Here is a 20,329-nt window from a genome sequence, read left to right as displayed (position 1 = left end):
CGGGATTCAACGGACTGTGCTGTCCTGACTCCACTCCCCCGAACAGGGGTGCTGCTCGACGGAAGGGGCCCGGTCATGCGCCTCATGATGAGCACGAGCAGAGCCTGAGTTTGTCGCAGTGGCCATTCCGGGCCGTGCTGACGTTTCCCTGAGGTTCGCCCCATCGCGGCGGCATGATGAAAACGCTCCGCGGGAGCCAACGGGCCCTGGCAGGAAGTGATTTCCCACGGCACAGTGACATCCGGTTGCCGCTTGCTGAACAGGCAGTGGGGAGCCTCAGCTCCTGTTGTCACACCGCCGTTTTTCGCCTCTCCCCCACAGAAAGGCACACCATGTTCAGCTACGTGGCCGTTCAAGGACTTCGTGCCCTTCCGGCGGTGATCGCGGCCGGTTTGCTGGTCGCCGCTCAAGGCGCCCAGGCCGCTGAACCGCGGCCCGCCGCAGCCGCGTCCGTCCCGGCTTCTCCGGCGTCCATCGTGGGCGACGGCCAGTATCACAGCATCACCAATGGCGGCACCACAAGCGACGGCAAGCGCCTGGCACTTGAGGTGGAAGGCCAGTGCTCCAGCCAGACCGGCTACGCCGACATCAACATCTACGATGCGAGCCACGCTTCACAGCAGTGGAAGTTCTTCCTGGATCCGGACGGCACCGCGAACATCCAGGACAGCTGCGACCCGTCCCTCGCGCTGACCGCCCCCACCTACACCGGGGGGCCGGCCACTCTGACCCACAGGGACACGAGCAACATCACCCCCCAGCAGGAGTGGCAGGTCACCCAGGACTCGAACGGCGCGATGACCATCACCAGCGCGGTCACGGTCACCGACATGCACGGCGTCCAGAGCCACAGCGTGCTGGACACGTGCGGCACTTGGGCAGCCGGATCAACAGTGGTGGTCGTCCCGAGCACCCAGTCCACCACCCAGAAATGGACTGTGCTCTCGTGAGCCTGCCGCGGCCCCGGCCACGCTCATCGCCTCTGTGAAAGTGCCCACGCACAAGGCGGGTCTCATCGGTGAGTTCCCAGAACCAGGAGAAAACACCATGTCCAAGATCCTGACCGCCACCGCAGCGGTGGGCGCCGCCGTCGCGCTGTGCGCCGTGAACAATGCCGGCGCCTTCGCGATCAGCGGTGGCACCCCCGCCCAGACGCCTTCCTCCGCGGTCCACCTCCATGTCAGCGATCCACCCGACAACTTCGACTGCACCGGCGCGCTCATCGGCCCGCACTGGGTGTTGAGCGCATCGGGGTGCAACTTCCGCGACCTGTCGAAGTACCCCATCACGATCGATCGCGGGGACGGCACGACCTACAGCGTCGACGCCGCGTACAACGACGGCAACAGCGACTTCGCGGCATTTCACATCGCCCAGTCGATCCCGGCTCCCACGGGGCCGCAATCCGACCCGGCGGCGAACGGGTACATCGCGCTCCCCGACAAGTCCGACACGCCTCCGGCCGTCGGGGACACGGACACCGTCTACGGCTGGGACCGGTCGTCCCTGAACAAGATCGACATGAAGATCACGGGATTCCAGACGGACCCGGAGGGCACCTACCCCGTGCTCACGGCGGCCGGCTGCAAATCCGGAGGGTGCCTGGGTGCCGGCGACTACGGCGCCCCGTTCCTCCACAACTACAACGGCACGTGGAAGCTGATCGGGACGGACTGGGATTTCCCGGTCAACGACGATCGGGTCCACTGCACCGAGATGTCCGACGACATCATCAGCAAGCGCGACTGGATCAAGTCGACAACCGGGATCTGATTCCCGATCGCGGAATTCCCGCCGCCGGGAACACCGCACACATCGCTCCATCGCTCCGGGCCCGGCCACAGCCGGGCCCGGAGTCGCGACCGCGGTCTCCCGTCCGGCCGCCGCGCCTACCCCAGGACCGAGACCTCCAGCCCACCCTCCGCGTACAGCCGCCGCAAGACCTTCTTGTCGAACTTCCCCACGGACGTCTTCGGGACGGAAGCGATCCGCGTCCACCGCTCCGGCAGCTGCCAGCGCGCGACGCGCTCGCTCAGGAACGCCCGCAGCACCTCGTACTCCACCTCCGCGCCGTCCCGCAGCACGACCGCCGCCAGCGGCCGCTCGCCCCACTTCTCGTCGGGGACGGCCACGACGGCCGCCTCGGCGACCTCGGGGTGGGCCATCAGGTGGTTCTCCAGCTCGACGGAGGAGATCCACTCACCGCCGGACTTGATGACGTCCTTGGCGCGGTCGGTGAGGGTCAGGAAGCCGTCGGGGGTCATCGTGCCGACGTCGCCCGTGCGCAGCCAGCCGTCGTGGCTGAACTTGTCGTCGGGGCGCACCGGTTCGGCCCCGGCGCCGCCGTAGTACGCGGCGGCGATCCACGGGCCGCGTACCTCCAGCTCGCCCGCGGACTTCCCGTCCCAGGGCAGGAATTCGCCGCCGGGGCCGGTCAGCCGGAATTCGACGGAGGCGGGCAGGCGGCCCTGGGAGACGCGGTAGGGCCAGGCGTCCTCGCCGGTGACCCCGGTGGGCGGGTAGGCGACGGAGCCCAGCGGGGAGGTCTCGGTCATGCCCCACGCCTGAACGAGGCGTACGCCGTGCCGCTCCTCGAAGCCCCGCATCAGCACGGGCGGGCACGCGGAACCGCCGCTGATGACCGTCCTGAGGGAGGACATGTCGCGCGGCCGGGCGTCGAGTTCGGCGAGCAGGCCCGCCCAGATGGTGGGGACACCGGCGGAGACCGTGGGCCGCTCGGCCTCGATCATGTCGGCGAGCGGGGCGGGCTGGAGGAAGCGGTCGGGCATGAGCATCGACGTACCGGCCATGAACGCGGCGTGCGGCAGGCCCCAGGCATTCACATGGAACATCGGGACCACCGGAAGACAGATCTCGGCCGGGGTCAGACCGAAGGACGCCGCCGCGTTGACCTCCATGGCGTGCAGATAGATCGAACGGTGGCTGTAGAGCACACCCTTGGGCTCACCCGTGGTCCCGGAGGTGTAGCAGAGGGCGGCGGCCTGCCGTTCGTCCAGCTCCGGCCAGTCGAAGTGGTCACCGGGGTGCCCGGCGAGCAGCTGCTCGTAGTCGTGCACCTGAGGGCGACAGCCCTCCAGGACGGACACGTCGCCCGGCCCCGAGACGACGATGTGCTCGACGGAGTCGAGGCGCGGCAGCAGCGGCGCGAGCAGCGGCAGCACGGAGCCGCTGACGATGACGACGCGGTCGGCGGCGTGCCCGACGATCCAGGCGAGCTGCTCGGCGGGGAGCCGGAGGTTGAGCGTGTGCAGGACGGCGCCCATGGCGGGGACGGCGAGATACGCCTCCACATGGTCGCTGTTGTTCCACATCAGCGTGGCGACGCGCTGGTCGCCGACGACCCCGAGCTCGTCCCGCAGCGCGTGGGCCAGCCGCACGGACCGCTCCCCGACCTCGCGGAAGGTGCGCCGCAGCGGCTCACCGTCCCCTGTCCAGGTCGTCACCGTGGCGTCCCCGTGCACGCGCGTGCCGTGTTCGAGGATGCGGGTAACGGTGAGCGGTACGTCCTGCATCGTGCTCAGCACCGGGGGGCCTCCCGAAGGACCAAGGCGGACTGGTGATCGTCCGCTGATTGTCCTGCGGTATCTCCCGGTAAGTCACTACCCAATCGCTAAGACGCAGGCCACACCGTTCCCGGCCGCGTTGGCCGACGTTGACCGAACCGGCTGACTCCGGAGCCCGGCGGCGCGGGCTGCGCCGCCGGGTCCGATCACGCCTCACGCCGAATCGACGCCGGGCCAGTTGCCGGTGACAACGGATGTGTCGAAGTCGTTGTTACTGGCGTACTGCTTGGCGACCGCGCCGGACGGAATGCTCGGGTCACCGTCGTAGTGGGCGATCCAGTAGTTCGGCTCCGTCACGTGAGCCGACTGGAACGCGGAGCGCACGCTCGGCCAGGCGGAACTGCTGCAGTAGACCGTAAGTTCCTTGTTGGACGTGCTGGCCATGGTCTTGGTGCACCACTCGACCGCGTCGGCCGGGGTCGCGTCACCCGGCTCCACATCCAGAACCTGCGCCGGAGTGGTGGGGCGCACCGCGATCGACACGACCGTGGCCTGAGGGAAACGGTGTTTTATTTCCGGGATGTTGGCGAACAATCCGTCGGCGTACCCGGCGATCATCGTCGCGTCGCCCGGGATGTTCGACGGCGTGACCGCGTCGTACATGATCCGAGTCATCTGCGATACCTCCGTTCCGATGGGGGTGATCAAGGGCCGGACGGGCGGACATCGCGGCGTCAGGACGATGTCTCGGGGTCCGCCGGCGTACCGGCGTCGGCGCCCGTGTCCGTCCCCGTTTCTGTCTGCGCGTCGGCGCCCGAGGCGGCACTCGTGTCCGTACTCGTGTCGGTCTCGGCGTCCGAACCCGCGTCCGTGGTCGTGACGGGCGCGGCGTCCGTGCTCGCGTCCTGCGAGGGTCCCGCGTCCTGCGGGGTTCCGGCATCTTGCGGAGTACCCCCCTCCTGCGAAGGACCTGCATCCTGCGAAGTACCCCCGTCCTGCGGGGCACCGGCGTCCTGCGCCGAGGTGTCGTACTGCAGGAGCCCGTTCTGCTGGATGATCGTGACGAGGACATCCCCGTACTTCGGATCGGTGGCGTAGTGCCCGGCCGCGACGGCTCGTGCGAAGGCGACGCCGTCGGTGGTCTGGAACGCCGGGGCGTAGTTGGAGTTGTTGCGCAGGAACGAACCGTGGTCGCGGAATGAGCCGGCCATCGAATCGTAGGAGCGGAAGTTCGCCTGTACCGTCACGTCCTGGCCGTTGACCACCTCGCGGGTGGGCACGGTGACGAACCCTGTGGCGATCGAACCCCAAGTGACCTTTCCGTTCGTGGTTTGCGCCTTGATTCCGAAGTAGTTGTTGGCGTTACCCATGTGATGCGCGCCCCAGCCGCTCTCCAGAATGGCCTGGGCGACGGTGACCGAGGCCGGTACCTGGAATTCCGTCTGGGTGGCACGGGCCGCGCTGATGGCGTCGTTGAGGAACTGCTGCTGTGCCTGTGTGAGCGTCATGTCCGCGCTCCTTGCCTATGAATGGGGTGCGGGCGGATCAGCCGGAGGCAGTACCGGCAGTGGCGTGCACAGCGCGGCAACCACCTGCATGCCCTCGTGGGTGTACGCCTTCGTCCCGTCGGCTGCGGCGGAGACCTGGGCGCCCGCGAGCGACAGGGGGCCGATGGCGCCCGTGGACGACGACAGCGCGCTCTCGGCATCCGCCGACCAGTTCGCGACCACGGAGAGATTGCGCACCACGACCAGAGCCGCTGGTACCACGTAGATCTGAAGCCCGAGATCGGGAGCCATGGCGTTGGTGTCCGCGGGCGGAGGCGGAACCAAGGTTCCCCTCGCGAGCCCTGGCACGTACCAGCCGTCGTCCGACAGGAAGACGCCGTTCCACCACGATCGCCCTGCCAGGACGCGTTGGAGCGTCACCCGGGTGTGTTCCAGATGCATGCTCATGGGCGCGGAGTCCGACGTCGTCAGGTCGGTGACGGCCGGCGCGTTGTCCGGTGCGGCCGGCGCGTCGCTCGGCGGGGGCTGACCGTTCGCCGGCGCAGAGGTGTCCGCCGCGGGCGTCTCGACGTTCGCCATGACCGCCTCCATCGGTACGAGCGCCGACTGGAGGTAGGCGCCGCGCAACTGCCACAGCTCTGCGTCGATCTTTGGCGGGTCGCTGGTGGCCCCTGGGTCCGGGGCGCTGGTGGCCCCCGGGTCCGGTGTGCCGGATGCCGAGGCGCCGCCCGCGTCGGCTGCCGTGGAGTCCGGCCCGGGTGGGACGCTGTCCGGGCATGGTTGCCCGTCCTCTGTACCGGTGGTCGCGGGCGCCGACGTGGAGGTCGAGTCGAAAACCGTCCAGTACTCGGTCCTCTCCGGCAGCGGCCAGTCGTCCGGCTGGCAGACGATCGGCTTGTCACCGCCCGGCGGACCATAGGCGGCCTGAGCGGCGGAGATCTCACCGGCGATCCGCTCCCAGGTATCGCTGTGCATCTCCGCCAGAGGTTTTGCCCACTGCACGACTTCTGCATAGATATCCGATGCGCTCCTGCTGCTCACCGAGTCGAGCGTCGCCATTCCGGGCCTGATGAGCAGCGGGTTGTCGAAGCCCGAGCGCAACCAGGCGTCCATCTGGGCGGCGTTGACCTGACCCTGCTGGACGGTGCCCGCGGGCACCGGCAGATCGCCGGGCAGGAAGACCAGCGACGTACCGGATTCCGGACCGCCTCCGTAGATTCCCACCAGCGTCGCCGTGAGCTGCTGAGCGATGGCGCCGAGCTGGTCCGAGTCGCTCATCTCAATCCCTCATGAACCCGATGTCGTCGCCGGCTGCTGGGCGGCCGTCACCGGCGGCGCATCGACCTTGGGCGATGCGGGCTGGATCTCGCCCACCCAGCCGATGATCTGCGAGCCGACCAGAGAGAGCGTGCCACCGTTCCCGCTCCGACTGAAGCTCCACCCGCTGTTGCTGGAGCTGTCGGCGCCGAAGGCACCGCCTGCCTGTTGCTCGCTGTGCTGAACCGAGGCGTTGGCGCACAGGTAGGACACCGAAGCGCCGAAGGAGTCGGAACTGCTCTGGCCACTGCCGCTGTCACTGCTCTGGGCGTTGTCGAACGAATCGGCGGCCGAGCCCCAGTCGTCGGCCTCGATGGTGACGTTGCGCATGATCACAAAGCCTTTGGGCAGCAGCGGGAGAATCTTGCTGTCGTCCTTGAGCTGGCCGTCGATGGTGCCGTCGCTGACGCTGTTCTTCGGGTGACCGACCAGGTACCAGCCGTCCATGTGCAGCAGGTCCCCGAGCAGCCAGGGGCGTTCGATGCTCGCGAGGAAGAATTCGCAGTGGACGGTGGCACTGGTGGCCACGTCCTGGTGGTGCTCCCACCCGGAGCTGCCGCTCTGGTCCGCGAAGGCGTTGCTGGCGTCGCTGTGACTGGCGTTGGCACTCCCGCCCCACGCCCCGACGCTGATCCCCACGCTGCCGCTGGTCGACGACGACTGTTCGTTCCACCAGTTGTTCGCATAGCTGGACGCGCCGGATCCGCCGGACGCCGCGTAGCTGTCGGTGGAGGCGTCGATCTTCTGGATGCCGAACGAATCGTCGGTGTGGTCCCACCAGGAGATCGGGCTGATGTACGACCAGGGGATACCGACCGAGATCTGGCCCCCGAGCTGGATCGTGTAGGTGTCGTAGAGCTGATGGGCCTGGTTCACGAGCGCGGCGATGGCGTTCTCGCCGACCGTCGAGATCGTGTTCAGCGCATCCTCGATCTGGCGCCTGCCCATGGTGTCGAAATCGTTCTTCGCCTGCGTCACGGCATCGGCATAGGTCACCGATTCCACGGGCCAGCTCTGCCCTGCCACCGGATCGGCCATAGCCTGTGCGTACGCGTGCGCCTGGGCGGCGATGGCCTTTGTCCACGCCGTCCGGTTGTTGCGGTACTGCGTGTAGAGGGGTGTGTACCCGGCGAGGTTGCCCTTGGCGTCCTGCAGGTACAGAACCTTCTGCGCGGCCGCGACCGCGTCCAGGACTTTCTGATCCGGCTGGCCCACCATCACGGGCTGCATTCCGGCGAGCACCGTGAAGTACTCGATGCTGACCCGATGTTCCGGCCAGGCCGAAGCGACACCGTTCTTGGTGATCTCCAGCATGTTGTCGACCAACTGCGCCGTGAACATGGCGTTCTGGATGGAGTTCTGCAGAACGGGATCCGCGACCTTTTTCGGAGGCGGATAGACCGCCCCGGCCGGAGCCGTACCACCGGCTGCGGGGGCACCGCCGGCGGCCGGTGCGTTCGCGGTCGGCGAGCCGATGAAGTTGCCGTCGGCATCGAACTGCGCCGATGAATCTCCCCCACCAGGAGTCCACGGGTTGGAGAACATCTTGGGGTCGACGGGGTAACCCATCGGCATGTGCATATAGACCGCAGTGCCCGACGGATTTCCGTCGGGACCGACCTGGGATGCCGCTACATAGTTCTGGACCTGGTCCAGCGCGTCGAGCAGCGCTTTGGTGATGCCGCCGACGGCGTCGAGGCTCTGTTGCGTCGTCTCGGTCATGGTGCGCCTCTCACTCGGACCACGCAGAGACGCCCCCCGCATCCCTGCGGCTCAGCCCCCCTGGGCGACCAACGTCACCGTCACGGTCTGCAAGGGCGAGACCACCTCCTGCGCAGGTGGGGTCTGCGTCGCGATGACACCTGCATCCGGTGCGCCCTGAGGCACCGACAGCGACAGCGAGGACGCGCTCATGGTGCTCCTCGCCTCTGCCACGGTCATTCCCACCAGATTGGGAACAGGCATCTGCGGCCCACCGCTCATGGCGGACAAGAGATCCTTCCGGGCGGATTCGGCACTACGCGACGAGAAGTAGAAGGCGACCACGGCGGAGGCGAGAGTCGCGACCGCCCCCAACAGCAATGTCTGCCGCTCCGGGTCCGCGCCGTCGAAGTGGACGACAGCGGCCAGCAAGGCCAATGCGGTGACCAGAATGAGCGCCAGTGCGCTGCGGACGATTCCGCGATCACTTCTATTCAGCGCGTTCAGCGCTATTTTAGCTCCCAAGGCAACTGCCGAGACGGCGATGGCAAACCAGAAGATCGTCCAGATGAAACTGCTGGACGATGCTTTCACGGGGGCGTCCGCAGCGGAGTGCGACAGAACTTGAATGAGAGCCAGTTGAATGGAGGACATTCCTATACCTCCGGCACCTCAGACACATGGCAGCCGTACCAGGCTCTTTATCCAGCCCATGCCACGCTATACAGTGCGAATTCCATGCTATTCTGCGCCGCGCTGAACGGCAACTGCTGCCCATCGACTGCAGCGTCGAGAAAGCTGCGGCCTCACGCCGCGCAGGCGAGCTCCGGATCTTCCCGCAGCTTGCCGAGCGCCCGTGACACCGCGCTCTTCACCGTGCCCACCGAGACCCCCAGCAGCTCCGCCGTCTGCACCTCGGTGAGGTCCTCGTAATACCTGAGGACGACCATGGCCCGCTGCCGGTCCGGCAGCCGACGCACCGCCCGCCACATCGCGTCGCGCAGCGCCTGCTGCTCGGCGGGGTCCGGCGCGGCCGCGGACTCGCGCTCGGGGAGCTCCTCGTACGGGAACTCCTCGACCTTGCGCTTGCGCCACTGCGAGGTGCGCGTGTTCACCAGCGCGCGCCGCACATAGCCGTCGAGCGCCCGGTGGTCCTCGATGCGCTCCCAGGCCAGATAGGTCTTGGTGAGCGCCGTCTGCAACAGATCCTCGGCGTCGCACGGGTTCGAGGTGAGCGAGCGGGCGGTGCGCTGGAGCACCGGGCCGCGCGCCCGTACGTACGAGGTGAACGTCGGGTACACGGCGGTGGAGGCGCTGGCGCACACAGACGTCGCAGAAGCTGTCATGCCTCAACGCTAGGAGCGCACCCGTACCCGGCGGATCGGCCGGAGGTGCCGAAGCACGATCCCCCTCAGGTCGTATGCATGGTGCTACCCCCACCTCCTGGAGGGGGAGAACAGTGCTCTGGGAGGACGAGCGGGCGCGTTCTCACCCCTAATCGATGATCGCCACCGGCGCGTCCACCAGGTTCCGGTCGACCGTGAGCCTCTGGCCGCCATGGCTCTCGGTGACATTGCCCTTGTACTGGTGGATGCGCCGATGCGGCGTCCACGCGCTGCGCCCGAGCGCCGGCTCACCGTCCGTCGTCGGATCCGTACGCCACCGCGCGAACCACATCACGTCCGGCAGCCCGGACGTGCCGTTGCGCCGCGCCCGGTCCATGTGCCGCACGCCGGACTCCGCGCTGCTGTAGAAGCCGGGGATGTAGCCGAGGTCGCGGACGGTCGCGCTCCAGCCGCGGATGAAGGAGAGGGTGACGTCGGCGCAGTCGTCGTCACCGTCGTCGTAGGCCTCCATGTCGAGGTAGAGGGGGCTGCGGGGGGCGATGCCGAGCGAGGAGGCCCGGTTGGCGGCCTCCTGGCCCTCGTCCTGGCCCTGGTCGTAGGGGTAGTCGCCGATGCCGAAGCCCCGCTTGTTGTCGGCCCGGACGCAGGGCGACTGCGAGCCGACGAAGATCGGCAGCACCTTCCAGCCCAGCCCCCGGGCGCTGCTCAGCCAGCCCCCGCTGAGATAGGTCTGGTGGGGGCAGGCGCGGGCGCGCCCGGCGTAGTAGACGCCGATGGCGCGGTAGTCGGAGTCCTTCCAGGCACGCAGGGCGGTCAGGGAGGGGGCCTGGCAGGTGTCGATGCCCCACCCCTTGAAGATCGTGGCCCCTTCGTCGCGCGGATCGCCCCGGTCACCGGCCGCGGCCGGCACGGTGCCCGAGGTCAGCTGGGTCAGCACGACCATCAGGGCGACGAGATATCCGATGATCTTCCTTCTTCGGGACATAACGTGAGTCAACGGGGGCCGGAGCCGGGGCTGTCCGCTGACACGCCGCCCGTTCATCCGTCTGCCCCGAGAAGCAGCCCGGACGTGGGAACTCCGGCGCCCGCGGTGACGAGCACCCGTTCGGCCCCGTCGACCTGGTTCACCGCGGTGCCGCGCAGCTGGCGCACGGCCTCCGCGATGCCGTTCATGCCGTGCAGATAGCCCTCGCCGAGCTGTCCGCCGTGGGTGTTCAGGGGCAGCGCGTCCGAGGCGACGAAGGCGGCGCCGTCGCCGGGTCCGCAGAAGCCGAATTCCTCCAGCTGCATCAGGACATAAGGGGTGAAGTGGTCATAGAGGATGGCCACGTCGATGTCTCCCGGGGTCAGTCCACTGGTGCGCCACAGCTGCCGGGCGACGACCTCCATCTCGGGCAGGCCGGTCAGTCCGTCCCGGTAGAAGCTGGTCATCTGCTCCTGCGCCCGGCCCGCGCCCTGGGCCGCGGCGACGACCACGGCGGGCGGGTGCGGGAGCGTACGGGCCCGCTCGGCGGAGGTCACGACGAGCGCCTGGCCGCCGTCGGTCTCCTGGCAGCAGTCGAGCAGCCGCAGCGGCTCGGCGATCCAGCGGGACGCGGCGTGGTCGGCGAGGGTGATGGGTCTGCCGTGGAAGTACGCGGCGGGGTTGGTCGCCGCGTGACGGCGGTCGGTGACCGCGACGTGTCCGAAGACCTCGGGCTCCAGGCCGTACGTGTGCAGGTAGCGGCGGGCGCCCATGGCCACCCACGACGCCGGTGTGAGCAGTCCGTAGGGGAGCGCCCAGCCGAGGGCGACGCCTTCCGCGGAGGGTTCGCGCCGCTGGACCCCGGCGCCGAAGCGGCGGCCGGAGCGCTCGTTGAAGGCGCGGTAGCAGACGACGACCTCGGCGACGCCGGTCGCCACGGCGAGCGCGGCCTGCTGCACGGTGGCGCAGGCGGCACCGCCTCCGTAGTGGACGCGGGAGAAGAAGGACAGCTCGCCGATTCCGACGGCCTGGGCGAGCGTGATCTCGGGGCTGGTGTCCATGGTGAAGGTGACGAGGCCGTCGACGTCGGCGGGGGTGAGCCCGGCGTCGGCGAGGGCGGCGCGGACGGCTTCCGCGGCCAGGGCCAGCTCACTGCGGCCGGAGTCCTTGGAGAACTCCGTCGCCCCGATCCCGACGACGGCCGCCCGGCCGCCGAGGCCGTCGGGGTGCCGGGCGCTCATGCGGGGACCGGGGGCGGGAGGGTCACCGTGACCGTACCGGTGACGTGGCGGCCCAGACGGTTCGTACCGATGACGGAGACTTCGGCGGTGCGGTCGTTCACGGAGGCGATCCTTCCCGTCAACACCAGGTCATCGCCGGGATAGTTGGGCACACCGAGGCGGATCGAAACCTTGACGAGCGTGGCCCGCGGCCCGAAATGGTCGGTGACGAAACGGCCCACCAGCCCATTGGTGGTGAGGATGTTGAGGAAGATGTCGGGAGAGCCCTTGGCTCGCGCTGCCTCTGCGTCGTGATGGACGTCCTGGAAGTCACGGGAAGCGATGGCACCCGCGACAACGAACGTACGGGTGACGGGGACGGTGAGCGCAGGCAATTCGTCACCGGCCCTCATCGCGCCACCTGTGGTGCGGGTGCGCGGAATACGGGGAGGAGCTGCCCGCCGTCCACACGTACGAACTCCAGCTCGACCGGCATTCCGATCCGCACCCGGTCATGGGGAACCCCGCTGATATTGCTGATCATCCTTATGCCCTCCGCGAGTTCGATCAGCGCGACCGCGTACGGCGGATCGAAGGCGGGGAACGGCGGGTGGTGCACGACCACGTAGGAGAAGACCGTCCCGGCGCCGGACGCCTCGACGGCCGTCCACTCCGGTGAGCCGCAGCCGCCACAGCCCGGCAGCCAGGGGAACCGGAGGGCCGCGCAGGCGTCGCACCGCTGGATGAGCAGCCTGCGCTCGGCGACGCCCTCCCAGAAACCGGCGTTGTCCCTGTTGACGACGGGGCGGGGGCGGGCGGCGCCGCTCTCCTCGCGGACGCCTTTCGCGAAAGCTTTCGCGGGGGCGTACTTGAGGATGCGGAAGCGGTGCGTCCCGGCGGGCTCGCCGTCGGCGCGGATGTCCGTCCGCGTGGTGACGAAGTGGCCCGTGCCGAGCCTGGTGGTCTTGCGCGGGGAAACGGACTCGATGACGGAGTCGAAGGTGATCACGTTTCCCGGCCGGAGCGGGCGCAGATATTCCTGCTCGCAGTCGGTGGCGACCACGGCCGTGCACCCGGCCGAGTCGAGCAGTGCGAGCAGTTCGCCGTAGGCGGCGGTGCGGCCGGTGGGCCCGGAGAGACCGTCCATGATCCATGCCTGGAGCATGGTGGGCGGGGCGACGGGATCGGCGCCCGCATAGGCGGGGTTGGCATCGCCCATGGCCTCGCACCAGTGTCTGATCATGGGGGCGTTGACCGGGTCCTTGCCCCGGCCGGAGCCCGCGGGCCGGCCTTCGTAGGTCTTGAGCAGCGGATACACGTCTTCGGGGTCATCCACCGGATCCCCTTCCCGAGTTTTCCTGACTGTCCGTCAGAAAAACTGAGGATGTCAAGAGCCGGTCGCACGCGCCGCGGCTCCCCCGGAAAAGCCGCGCGGCGGCACCGGAGTGCCGCCGCGCAACCATCACCAGACCCTGTCCACTCTCACCCAGTCGTGTGTGTCACCCAGGGGCTACCAGAGGTTCGTGAAGGTCACGGAGACGTTGTCCTGGCGGATGGCGGTGTCGTGGGAGTTGTTGACGCTCGCCGTTGCGGCCTGGTTCGAGGCACCGGATCCCGTGGCCTGCTGGAGACCAGTGGTGGAGTTTCCGTTGTTGGTGTGCCCGACACCGCTGCCCACGATCGCGGCGGCGGCCACGTTGGATCCGTGGCTGGCCAGCTGGTTGCCGCCGTCGCCGGAGGCAGCCGAGGCCACGCCGGTGAACAGCAGGGCGACCATCGGGAGAGCGGCAACAGCGGCGAGGACGCGAGCAGTGCGGGTGCTTGCCATGTCAATTCCTCCAGAACACAGAACGGAACTACTGCTTACTGCTGGGAAGTTGGCCGACCGCCCAGCGATGTCTCCGACGTCGCTGGTCTCAGATTTGCCCACCGAATCCCCGGCGAACCACCCGTCGCTTGCTATTCCCTCGCAAGCATGACCGCTCACGAATAAACCCCGGCACACCGCTCGGCGTGCGCCCAGCGCTCCCCACGGCGCCCTTTCGACATCCCGGAACCCATGCACCCCATGGGGAGAACCGTTCCGGCCGAAATTCGGCCAATTCCGTAAACCTCCTCGCTGAACAGGCCGATTCGAGGGGGATAAACGTTCAGGCGCACCGCCCGCGGAGCGGCGACGGAGAGCTGACGGGGGTCGCCTCAACCGCCTCGACCGCCTCAGCCGTCTCACAGGGAGCCGGGGGCAGTTGCGGAACAGCCGCCACCGGGGCGGCTTCCGGCATCAGAGCCACGTCAAGGTTTCCGGGATCCGGCAGTGCGCACACACGTTCCCGCTTGTCATCATGCGATCAGGCGACATCCGGCTTCACCGGCTGCGCGGTTCCGGCAACGGCCCCGCGCAGGGCCCCGTCCGCCTCGGACCCGAGCACCACAGAGGGAATCGTGAACACCCCGGAACCCAACCCGCCGTATGCCCAGCCCCAGCCCCAGCCCCAGCCCTACGGCCCGCCCCACCCTTCACAGCCGTATCCCCCGCAGCCGTACCCTTCGCAGCCGTACGGGCACCCGGCACCTCAAGGCGCCTACGGGCCTTACGTTCCGGAACCGCTCCAGATGCCGCGCGGGGCCAAGGCGACGCGCATCCTCCTCTTTGTCATCGGCGGCCTCTACGCCCTCGTCGGCCCCGTCCTCATCACCGTGGCCACGGCCGTCGACGACCTCGGCAAGGCCGACGCGTCCCGGGCCGCGCTGTACGCGACCGGCACGTTCACCCTGGCCGTCGGCATCGTCGCGCTGGTCGTCGCCGCGTTGTTCCGCAAGGGCGGCAACGGCATCCGCATCACCGCCGTGGTCATCGGCGGGATCATGGTCGCCAACGCCGTCCTCGCCCTCGCGGCGGGTCAGACCGGCTTCATGGCCGGCTGCGTCTCCGGCATCGTGATCGTCGCCAACTGCCTGAAGAAGGACACCGTCGCCTGGTTCAAGCGGCCGCGCGGCTGAGACGCCCGCTGAAAGGCCCCTCCGAGGACCCCGTTGAGGCACCCTCCGAAGCGCCCGCACCCCTGGTGATCTCGCACGCGCCGCCGCCAGACTGGAGTCATGGAACTCATGGTGCCGGTCGACGGCGGCGAGGTATGGGCGGACGACTCCGGCGGCGACGGCCTGCCGCTGGTCCTGCTGCACCCCGGAGTCGGGGGCTCCGCCTTCTGGGACCCGATCCTGCCGCGCCTCGCGCGGCAGCACCGCGTGATCCGCTACGACGTACGCGGCTACGACCGGTCCCCGCGGACCACCACCCGCTTCTCCCTGCTCGGGGACCTCACCGCGGTCCTCGACCACTTCGGGTTCGACCGGGCGGTCCTCGGCGGGTCCAGCATGGGCGGCGCCACGGCGATCGACCTCGCGCTGAACACTCCCACGAGGGTCGCAGGGCTCGCCCTGGTGGGCCCGGGGGTCACCGGCTACGAAGGGCTGGCCGCCCCGGAACTCATGGCGCAGATCGAGGTCCTGGCCAAGGCCGGTGACATGGACGGCCTGGTGGCCCTCGCCCTGCGTACGTGGGCGGCGGCGGGCCCGGACCCCGACCCGCGGGCCGAGGCCCTGCTGCGCTCGGCGATCCCGGCGTGGTTCACCAACCACCCCCATCTCACGCCGGGCGCCCCCGCCTTCGACCGCCTCGGCGAGCTCGACGTCCCGTGCGTCCTGGCCGTGGGCGAACGCGACCAGCCCGAAGTCGTCCGCTGCAACGAGGACATGGCCGCCCGGATCCCCGGCTGCCGCCTCGTGAGGCTCACGGAATCCGACCACTACCCGACCCTGCGCGAACCGGAAAAGGTCGCCGACCTGGTACTGGAATTCTGCGCCGGCGTGGGCTGATCCCATCGATCATCGCGTGCACCCCGCCCCGACAGGCCCGGCCTAGGAACCGCTTCGCCCCACCGCGAGTTCCAGCCCCGAAAGGCTCACCCGGATCCCGTCCTCCCCCACCTGCACGCCCCGCAATTGCAGTTCCCGTACCTCCTTCGGCAAGGAGAAGGAGAACGACAGCCGGTCGGAAAGCTCCGGCGGACGCATATGGATCAGGCCATTGATCAGCTTGGGGTCGATGCCGATCCTCGACAGCAGCCACGGGTGGTCGACCACCACGTCGACGAGGTTGACGTGCGTCAGCTGCTCGACGAAGCGGGGCGTGCCGGTCATCCGGTGCAGCTTCTCGTCGTCCTCCAGCGCCTCCGCGACGGCCTCCTGCGGCACTCCGAGCCGGTCGACCACGGCCGGCACCGACAGCATGGCCTTCACGCGCGCCGCGTCCCGGCTGATGCGTTCGGCGGTCTCGCGGTGGAGGGTGAGGCCACGGCCCCGGCCCGGGCGGTAGGTGGCGATTCCGGGTATGTCGAGGCTCATCCCGTCGACGTCCGTGGACAGCTCACGATTGTCGACGAGCCGCAGCTGGGCCTGCGCCCGTACCCGCAATTCCTGCCCGGCGACCGTGATCCTGCCGTCCGCGCCGATCGTGCTGTCGTCCCGACGGCTGAACTTGACCTGTGAAGCCGCGAGTTCGCGGTTCATGTCGTCGAAGGACAGCAGGACTTCGCCCTCCAGATTCCCGACGACCGCACCCCGGATATCGCTCGGCAGATTCCCGGTCAGCCGAATGTCGCGCGCACTCGCGTGGACCTTCGCGAGCGATACGCGATCGGCCGCCACATGGGGCACGGTGACGTCCACCCGCTCCAGGTGCTTGTCCAGAACCTGGGTGAGGAACGGAAATCCATGGATGCCCACTTGGGGAGCCGCCGCCAGATGGAGCTGTTCCTGGAGCACCTGCTCCGCTTTCTTCTCCGCGTACATCGCCGCGCACCGGTCCGCCAATACGAGGATTCCGGTGCAGACGGCAAGGGCGAACAGCAGCTTGAGAGTGCGCGGTACGGCCGCGAACGGACTTCGGCGACGCCGACGGCCGCGCTTTGCGCTGCGCCCCCCTTTGGCGCGACGCCCCTTTTTGGCACGCCGGTGATCGGGCGGGGACCACGGCTCGTCGCCCCCGATCCGGAGCGGAACAACGGACTGCACAGGGGCCGGTAAACCCCCTGACACGCCCTCCGGTATCGGCATCTCCTGGGTGGTCTCACCGAGATCGGGGTCGGGATCGGCGAGTGCGGCGAGTTCGTCGTAAGGATTATGGGGACGGGGGTGCATGCGTATGGGAGTTCGCATCGCCTTATCCCACCACGCGCGAGCCCCTTGGGCGCAAGTGAGTTCTGTTAGTACGTCGTAAAAAGGTCGCTACGCCACATGTCCTCAAACGCCTTGCGGCGGGCTTGAATTCACCCCCGCGGCGGCCTGATCCAACCCACGTGACGACCACTGCCTAGGGGTGTTAGGTTTCTGCCTGCACACCCTAGGGATCTTGGAGGTGACCGCATGGTGCGCGTAGGGCTCACCGCTGCCCGGTTGACGGAAGCGGCCGGGGAACTGGCGGACGAGATCGGGCTCGACAAGCTCACGCTCTCCGCGCTCGCCCGGCGCTTCGGGGTGAAGGACGCGAGTCTGTACTCCCACGTGAAGAACCTGCGGGACCTGCGGGTCCGGATCGCCCTGCGGGCCTCCGAGGGGATGACCGACCGCATCGCCACGGCCGTGGCGGGCCGGGCCGGCAAGGACGCGCTCGTCGCCTTCGCCGACGCCTACCGGGGCTACGCCCTCGAACACCCCGGCCGCTATGCCGCGACCCAGATGCGGATCGAGCCCGAAGAGGTCGCCGACTCCGCCGGCTTCCGCCGCAGCGTCGAGCTGACCTACGGCATGCTGCGCGCCTACGGCCTCACCGAGCCGGACCTGACCGACGCGGGCCGCCTGCTGCGCAGCACCTTCCACGGCTACATCCACCTGGAGCTCAGCGGCGGCTTCGGGCACTCCCGTGACGTACAGGCGTCCTGGTCGCGTTCGCTCGACGCGCTCCACGTGCTCCTGGAGAACTGGCCGTCCCGACACGATGGGAACAAGCGATGACCAAGCCCACGACCGGCACGCTCAAGGTGCCCGGCGCCACCCTCCACTACGAGAAGCGCGGCAGCGGCCCGGTCCTGCTGCTGATACCCGGCGGCGCCGCCGACGCCGGACTGTACGAGGGGATGGCCGCCGATCTGGCCACCCGTTACACCGTCGTCTCCTACGACCCGCGCGGCCTGTCCCGCAGCCCCCTCGACGGCCCGCTCACCGATCAGCGGGTGGAGGTGTGGAGCGACGACGCGCACCGGCTGCTCGAACTGCTCTCCCCGGACCGGGACGCCTACGTCCTGGGCAGCAGCTCCGGCGCCATCGTCGCCCTCGACCTGCTGGCCCGGCACCCCGAGCGGCTGCGCCGGGTGGTCGCCCACGAGCCGCCGCTGCTTCAGGTGCTCGACGACCCCGCGCCGCACCGGGCGCTCTTCGCCGAGGTCCGCGAGACGTTCCGCGAGCAGGGCGCCGGCCCCGCGATGGCGCGCTTCGGCGAGGGCCTGGGCGGCCGCCCGGCCGAGCGGGCGACCGAACTGCCGCCCGAGATCCAGGAAATGGCCCCCCGGATGCACGCCAATCTCCCGGTCTTCCTGGAACACATGCTGTGCCCGTTCTCGTCCACCGAGCCGGACGTCGCCGCCCTGCGGCGCGCCTCGGACCGCCTGGTCCTGGCCGTCGGCCGCGACTCCCGCGACCAGAAACCCCTGTACGGCCCGGCCACCCGCCTCGCGGAGCTCCTCGACGTCAAGGCCGTGGAATTCCCGGGCGGCCACGTCGGATGCACGGAACACCCGAAGGAATTCGCGCAGCAGTTGCTGACGGCACTGGCCGACGCGTAGCCCACATGCGGAAGGGGTGCCCCCGAAACGGGGGCACCCCTTCTGACCTGGCCTTACGACCTGACGGCGGAGAGTGTGGGATTTGAACCCACGGTGACATCGCTGCCACGACGGTTTTCAAGACCGTTCCCTTAGGCCGCTCGGGCAACTCTCCCCGCCCCGCCCACCTGCTGCGGAGCGGGTACAGCCTACCGTCTGCTCATTTGGTGCGTGCAGGGCCGGTTGGGCGCGGGGCGGGGGCGGGGGTCAGCTGCGGTCGCCCTCGCGCTGGCCCAGGGTGATCTCCGTCGTCGACTGCTTGCCGTCGCGGGTGTAGGTGACCGTGACCTTGTCGCCGGGGCGGTGGGTCCAGATCTCGCTGATCAGGGTGGCGCCGCTGTCGATCGCCGTGTCGTCGAGCTTGGTGATGACGTCACCGGCCTTCAGGCCCGCCTTGTCGGCGGGGCCGCCCGGGGTGACGGCCGGGGCGCTGCCGTCGCCGCCGGAGGCGATCTTGGCGCCGTTGCCGGACTCCCGGGTGTTCAGCGTGGCCGAGATGACCGGGTAGACCGGCTTGCCGGTCTTGATCAGCTGGTCGGCGACGTTCTTGGCCTGCTTGATCGGGATCGCGAAGCCGAGGCCGATGCTGCCCGCCTGACCCTGGCCGCCGCCGAAGCCGCCGCCGCTGTTGGCCGACTGGATGGCGGAGTTGATGCCGATGACGGCGCCCTGGGCGTTGAGCAGCGGGCCGCCGGAGTTGCCCGGGTTGATCGAGGCGTCGGTCTGCAGGGCGCTCATGTACGAGGCATTGCCGGTGCCGCCGCCGTCGCTGGAGGCGACCGGGCGCTTCTTGGCGCTCACGATGCCGGTGGTGACCGTGCCGGACAGGCCGAAGGGCGCGCCGATCGCGATCGTGGCGTCACCGACCGCCGTCCTGTCGGAGTCGCCGAGCGGGATGGGGTTGAGGGTCGCGCCCGCGGGGTCCTTCAGCTTGATGACGGCCACGTCGTAGCCCTGCGCGCGGCCGACGACCTCGGCGTCGTACTGCTTGCCGTTGGAGAACGTCGCCGTCAGCTTGCCGCCGCCCTGCGCGGCCGACGCGACGACGTGGTTGTTCGTCAGGATGTGGCCCTGCTTGTCGTAGACGAAGCCGGTGCCCGTACCGCCCTCGCCGCCGCCGCTCTGCGCCTCGATGGTGACGACGCTGGGGAGCGCCTTGCTCGCGATGTCCGCGACGGAACCGGGCGTACGGCTCTCGGTCTTCGGGTCGCCGGACGAGGAGAGCGTCGTCGACGACTCCCCGCTGTTGCGGTCCGCGGCCCAGAAGCCGATGCCGCCGCCGACACCACCCGCGACGAGGGCCGCCGCCACGACCGCGGCGACAAGACCGCCGGCGCGCTTGCGCGGCGGGGGGTACGGGCCGGGGGCGCCCCACACGCCGGTCGGGCCGACGGGCGCGCCACCGTACGGCTGCTGCGGGCCGGGCCCACCGCCGTACCAGCCGCCCTGCGCACCGGGCTGAGGCTGGCCGGCCGCGCCGCCCGGCACACCGGCCTGCGCGAACGCGGCGGTCTGCTGGGGAGGCGCGACGGGCGCCTCGGGGGCGACAGGCGGCGCGGGAGCTGCGGCGGGCGCCTGCTCCGCGCCGACGGACGGAAGCTGCGCCGTCTCGTCGGGAGCGGGAGCCGTCACCGGAGCGGCCGGAGCCGCGTCCGACACCTCGCCCCGCGCGGGCGGAGCGCTCGGTACGGATGGAACGGGGCGCTCCGGCTCGGCCGCCGACGCCGGTGGCGTCGTACCCGGGCCGGGCGCGGGCGGAACGGCAGCGCCCTCGTTCTCGGTGCTCACAGCTCTCTCCTCATCACGTGCATCGTCAGGTGCACATCAGTGTCATGCGCGACGTCCGGCCTTGGCTACGGCCACGACCGTGT

General features: G+C 69.4%; 20 protein-coding genes and 1 tRNA gene. 6 read left to right on the top strand and 15 right to left on the bottom strand.

The genetic code is table 11. The features are described from left to right. The first annotated feature begins 332 nt into the window (after window positions 1–332). Both DXZ73_RS22850 and DXZ73_RS22845 read left to right on the top strand, forming a co-directional pair. Entirely contained in the window at window positions 333–950 is a 618-nt protein-coding gene (locus DXZ73_RS22850; RefSeq protein ID WP_162890287.1) for an RICIN domain-containing protein, read from the top strand. 97 nt (window positions 951–1,047) lie between these two features. Next, window positions 1,048–1,773, top strand: a complete 726-nt coding sequence (locus DXZ73_RS22845) for a trypsin-like serine protease (protein WP_116212950.1) — start codon at window positions 1,048–1,050, stop codon at window positions 1,771–1,773. Window positions 1,774–1,889: 116 nt separating this feature from the next. Here DXZ73_RS22845 and DXZ73_RS22840 read toward each other — a convergent pair whose 3' ends face one another. From DXZ73_RS22840 to DXZ73_RS22785, 12 genes are all read right to left on the bottom strand, one after another. Next, window positions 1,890–3,545 (bottom strand): long-chain fatty acid--CoA ligase, encoded by a 1,656-nt coding sequence (locus DXZ73_RS22840; protein ID WP_116212949.1) that lies wholly within the window; start codon window positions 3,543–3,545, stop codon window positions 1,890–1,892. A 192-nt stretch (window positions 3,546–3,737) separates the two neighbouring features. After that, window positions 3,738–4,187, bottom strand: a complete 450-nt coding sequence (locus tag DXZ73_RS22835; RefSeq protein WP_162890286.1) for a hypothetical protein — start codon at window positions 4,185–4,187, stop codon at window positions 3,738–3,740. 71 nt (window positions 4,188–4,258) lie between these two features. Beyond that, complete coding sequence (locus DXZ73_RS22830) at window positions 4,259–5,032, bottom strand: glucosaminidase domain-containing protein (RefSeq protein ID WP_116212947.1); 774 nt, start codon at window positions 5,030–5,032, stop codon at window positions 4,259–4,261. Window positions 5,033–5,047: 15 nt separating this feature from the next. Then, window positions 5,048–6,310, bottom strand: coding sequence for a hypothetical protein (locus DXZ73_RS22825; RefSeq protein ID WP_116212946.1), 1,263 nt, complete (start codon window positions 6,308–6,310; stop codon window positions 5,048–5,050). Window positions 6,311–6,319: 9 nt separating this feature from the next. Further along, entirely contained in the window at window positions 6,320–8,071 is a 1,752-nt protein-coding gene (locus tag DXZ73_RS22820; RefSeq protein ID WP_116212945.1) for a hypothetical protein, read from the bottom strand. A gap of 51 nt (window positions 8,072–8,122) precedes the next feature. Further along, window positions 8,123–8,704, bottom strand: a complete 582-nt coding sequence (locus DXZ73_RS22815) for a PASTA domain-containing protein (protein WP_116212944.1) — start codon at window positions 8,702–8,704, stop codon at window positions 8,123–8,125. 152 nt (window positions 8,705–8,856) lie between these two features. Then, window positions 8,857–9,396, bottom strand: coding sequence for a SigE family RNA polymerase sigma factor (locus DXZ73_RS22810; RefSeq protein ID WP_116212943.1), 540 nt, complete (start codon window positions 9,394–9,396; stop codon window positions 8,857–8,859). Between the two features lie 148 nt (window positions 9,397–9,544). Then, on the bottom strand, window positions 9,545–10,381 hold the full coding sequence (locus DXZ73_RS22805) for a DUF1906 domain-containing protein (RefSeq protein WP_116212942.1): 837 nt from the start codon (window positions 10,379–10,381) through the stop codon (window positions 9,545–9,547). 53 nt (window positions 10,382–10,434) lie between these two features. Further along, complete coding sequence (locus DXZ73_RS22800; protein ID WP_116212941.1) at window positions 10,435–11,601, bottom strand: lipid-transfer protein; 1,167 nt, start codon at window positions 11,599–11,601, stop codon at window positions 10,435–10,437. Continuing rightward, entirely contained in the window at window positions 11,598–11,993 is a 396-nt protein-coding gene (locus tag DXZ73_RS22795) for a MaoC family dehydratase (protein WP_116212940.1), read from the bottom strand. The genes DXZ73_RS22800 and DXZ73_RS22795 overlap by 4 nt, the downstream gene beginning before the upstream one ends. Beyond that, complete coding sequence (locus DXZ73_RS22790; protein ID WP_116212939.1) at window positions 11,990–12,916, bottom strand: bifunctional MaoC family dehydratase N-terminal/OB-fold nucleic acid binding domain-containing protein; 927 nt, start codon at window positions 12,914–12,916, stop codon at window positions 11,990–11,992. Before DXZ73_RS22790 ends, DXZ73_RS22795 begins: the two co-directional genes overlap by 4 nt. A 174-nt stretch (window positions 12,917–13,090) precedes the next feature. Further along, a complete protein-coding gene (locus DXZ73_RS22785; protein ID WP_116212938.1) occupies window positions 13,091–13,408 on the bottom strand; it encodes a hypothetical protein in 318 nt (105 codons plus the stop codon). Window positions 13,409–14,193: 785 nt separating this feature from the next. On the opposite strand from DXZ73_RS22785, the gene DXZ73_RS22780 reads away from it, so the two are divergent. Together DXZ73_RS22780 and DXZ73_RS22775 are read left to right on the top strand one after the other, a co-directional pair. Next, the gene (locus DXZ73_RS22780; protein ID WP_116212937.1) at window positions 14,194–14,580 is read left to right on the top strand and encodes a hypothetical protein; all 387 of its coding nucleotides are present in this window, start codon (window positions 14,194–14,196) and stop codon (window positions 14,578–14,580) included. Between the two features lie 99 nt (window positions 14,581–14,679). Further along, window positions 14,680–15,456: an alpha/beta fold hydrolase gene (locus DXZ73_RS22775; RefSeq protein WP_116212936.1), complete on the top strand. Its 777-nt coding sequence runs from the start codon at window positions 14,680–14,682 to the stop codon at window positions 15,454–15,456. Window positions 15,457–15,498: 42 nt separating this feature from the next. Here DXZ73_RS22775 and DXZ73_RS22770 read toward each other — a convergent pair whose 3' ends face one another. Then, window positions 15,499–16,452: an LmeA family phospholipid-binding protein gene (locus tag DXZ73_RS22770; RefSeq protein ID WP_240351443.1), complete on the bottom strand. Its 954-nt coding sequence runs from the start codon at window positions 16,450–16,452 to the stop codon at window positions 15,499–15,501. Between the two features lie 552 nt (window positions 16,453–17,004). Here DXZ73_RS22770 and DXZ73_RS22765 point away from each other — a divergent pair. Then, window positions 17,005–17,592 carry a TetR/AcrR family transcriptional regulator gene (locus tag DXZ73_RS22765; RefSeq protein WP_116212934.1) on the top strand — a complete coding sequence of 196 codons (588 nt, stop codon included), beginning with the start codon at window positions 17,005–17,007 and terminating at the stop codon, window positions 17,590–17,592. Continuing rightward, a complete protein-coding gene (locus tag DXZ73_RS22760; RefSeq protein WP_116212933.1) occupies window positions 17,589–18,419 on the top strand; it encodes an alpha/beta fold hydrolase in 831 nt (276 codons plus the stop codon). Before DXZ73_RS22765 ends, DXZ73_RS22760 begins: the two co-directional genes overlap by 4 nt. Window positions 18,420–18,486: 67 nt before the next feature. On the opposite strand, the gene DXZ73_RS22755 is transcribed toward DXZ73_RS22760, so the two are convergent. Together DXZ73_RS22755 and DXZ73_RS22750 are read right to left on the bottom strand one after the other, a co-directional pair. Next, window positions 18,487–18,573 (bottom strand) — tRNA-Ser (locus DXZ73_RS22755). Window positions 18,574–18,665: 92 nt separating this feature from the next. Further along, on the bottom strand, window positions 18,666–20,246 hold the full coding sequence (locus tag DXZ73_RS22750) for a S1C family serine protease (protein ID WP_116212932.1): 1,581 nt from the start codon (window positions 20,244–20,246) through the stop codon (window positions 18,666–18,668). Between the last annotated feature and the right edge of the window lie 83 nt (window positions 20,247–20,329).

This window comes from Streptoverticillium olivoreticuli subsp. olivoreticuli (genome assembly GCF_003391135.1).
Classification (GTDB): Bacteria; Actinomycetota; Actinomycetes; order Streptomycetales; family Streptomycetaceae; genus Streptomyces; species Streptomyces blastmyceticus.
This window is presented reverse-complemented; position numbering and strand designations above follow the sequence as displayed.

Coding starts and splice junctions, on each gene's coding strand:
- DXZ73_RS22820 (WP_116212945.1), bottom strand. CDS start 8,071: ATGACCGAGACGACGCAACAGAGCCTCGACGCCGTCGGCGGCATCACC.
- DXZ73_RS22825 (WP_116212946.1), bottom strand. CDS start 6,310: ATGAGCGACTCGGACCAGCTCGGCGCCATCGCTCAGCAGCTCACGGCG.
- DXZ73_RS22845 (WP_116212950.1), top strand. CDS start 1,048: ATGTCCAAGATCCTGACCGCCACCGCAGCGGTGGGCGCCGCCGTCGCG.
- DXZ73_RS22805 (WP_116212942.1), bottom strand. CDS start 10,381: ATGTCCCGAAGAAGGAAGATCATCGGATATCTCGTCGCCCTGATGGTC.
- DXZ73_RS22795 (WP_116212940.1), bottom strand. CDS start 11,993: ATGAGGGCCGGTGACGAATTGCCTGCGCTCACCGTCCCCGTCACCCGT.
- DXZ73_RS22765 (WP_116212934.1), top strand. CDS start 17,005: ATGGTGCGCGTAGGGCTCACCGCTGCCCGGTTGACGGAAGCGGCCGGG.
- DXZ73_RS22850 (WP_162890287.1), top strand. CDS start 333: ATGTTCAGCTACGTGGCCGTTCAAGGACTTCGTGCCCTTCCGGCGGTG.
- DXZ73_RS22775 (WP_116212936.1), top strand. CDS start 14,680: ATGGAACTCATGGTGCCGGTCGACGGCGGCGAGGTATGGGCGGACGAC.
- DXZ73_RS22760 (WP_116212933.1), top strand. CDS start 17,589: ATGACCAAGCCCACGACCGGCACGCTCAAGGTGCCCGGCGCCACCCTC.
- DXZ73_RS22785 (WP_116212938.1), bottom strand. CDS start 13,408: ATGGCAAGCACCCGCACTGCTCGCGTCCTCGCCGCTGTTGCCGCTCTC.
- DXZ73_RS22830 (WP_116212947.1), bottom strand. CDS start 5,032: ATGACGCTCACACAGGCACAGCAGCAGTTCCTCAACGACGCCATCAGC.
- DXZ73_RS22800 (WP_116212941.1), bottom strand. CDS start 11,601: ATGAGCGCCCGGCACCCCGACGGCCTCGGCGGCCGGGCGGCCGTCGTC.
- DXZ73_RS22810 (WP_116212943.1), bottom strand. CDS start 9,396: ATGACAGCTTCTGCGACGTCTGTGTGCGCCAGCGCCTCCACCGCCGTG.
- DXZ73_RS22815 (WP_116212944.1), bottom strand. CDS start 8,704: ATGTCCTCCATTCAACTGGCTCTCATTCAAGTTCTGTCGCACTCCGCT.
- DXZ73_RS22780 (WP_116212937.1), top strand. CDS start 14,194: ATGCCGCGCGGGGCCAAGGCGACGCGCATCCTCCTCTTTGTCATCGGC.
- DXZ73_RS22835 (WP_162890286.1), bottom strand. CDS start 4,187: ATGTACGACGCGGTCACGCCGTCGAACATCCCGGGCGACGCGACGATG.